The 803-nt window shown below is 58.4% G+C and carries 1 protein-coding gene and 1 pseudogene; both read right to left on the bottom strand.

Annotation, left to right across the window (positions count from 1 at the left end; translation table 11 throughout):
• Positions 1 to 296: 296 nt before the first annotated feature.
• Positions 297 to 473, bottom strand: a complete 177-nt coding sequence (locus tag SB822_RS54720) for a hypothetical protein (RefSeq protein WP_410858802.1) — start codon at positions 471 to 473, stop codon at positions 297 to 299.
• Between the two features lie 114 nt (positions 474 to 587).
• Positions 588 to 803, bottom strand: a pseudogene (locus SB822_RS54725) (hypothetical protein); the annotation flags it as partial.

An 803-nucleotide genomic window follows, 5' to 3' on the forward strand; every position in this document is an offset into this window, starting at 1 on the left:
TCGGGATGCAGGCAACCGTCCAGATCGAGATAAAGGACACGACCGCCCGTCCGACGCGGTGGCGGAACGCTGTAAGCGGGGCCCGGCAGTCCTGTCAGCATCGTGTCCGTTACATACAAGGTACAGGTCGCAATGTGATGGTCCCGGACAAAGTCGGACGGACCAGCGTGTTCTTCCATGGAGGATGATCTTCTTTAGCAACAGCTCGTTCGCAAGGCAGAGAGGCTCAAACGGGTCGCGCCCGGCCCCGATGCGGTGCCACGGGCTTGCACAAACAGCATTGGATGCGCAAAAGATCAGACCTCATTGACCAGCAGGTGGGCAAACCTCAGGCTGAGGGTTCGCTGTACGTCAACCGAACTTAACCCTGTGGCAGGCTCACATGCGATGAAACGTGCGTCTCTGTCGTGAGCGGCGAGGACACTTGGGTGATCATCCAGCGCCACCCATCCCTTGAGCCCCCTTCGCTTCACCTCGGCGAGGATCTACCCAGATCGGAACTCCCCGTAGCATTCAACCACCCCGACAAACCGCGCAGCCAACGGGCCAAGTAGCCCGATAAGCGTGGCGTCATCGAAGAGCCGACGTCAGTCCGAGCTGACGATAATCCAGACCGTAGGGTGCGGCGCAAGCAACCGTTCGAGAATTGGGAGCCATACAAACAGGCCCGGATTTTCGATCAGGCGAAAGTCCTCATCTACTGCCGGCACACCAACGGGATGTAGCACACCATCGAAGTCAAGAGAAACGACTGCTCTATACGCCAGACGCATAGGCCCCTCTACATTGTTCCTCAAACCCGT

Source organism: Paraburkholderia sp. SIMBA_054 (assembly GCF_046534875.1).
In the GTDB taxonomy this organism is placed as follows: Bacteria; Pseudomonadota; Gammaproteobacteria; order Burkholderiales; family Burkholderiaceae; genus Paraburkholderia; species Paraburkholderia hospita.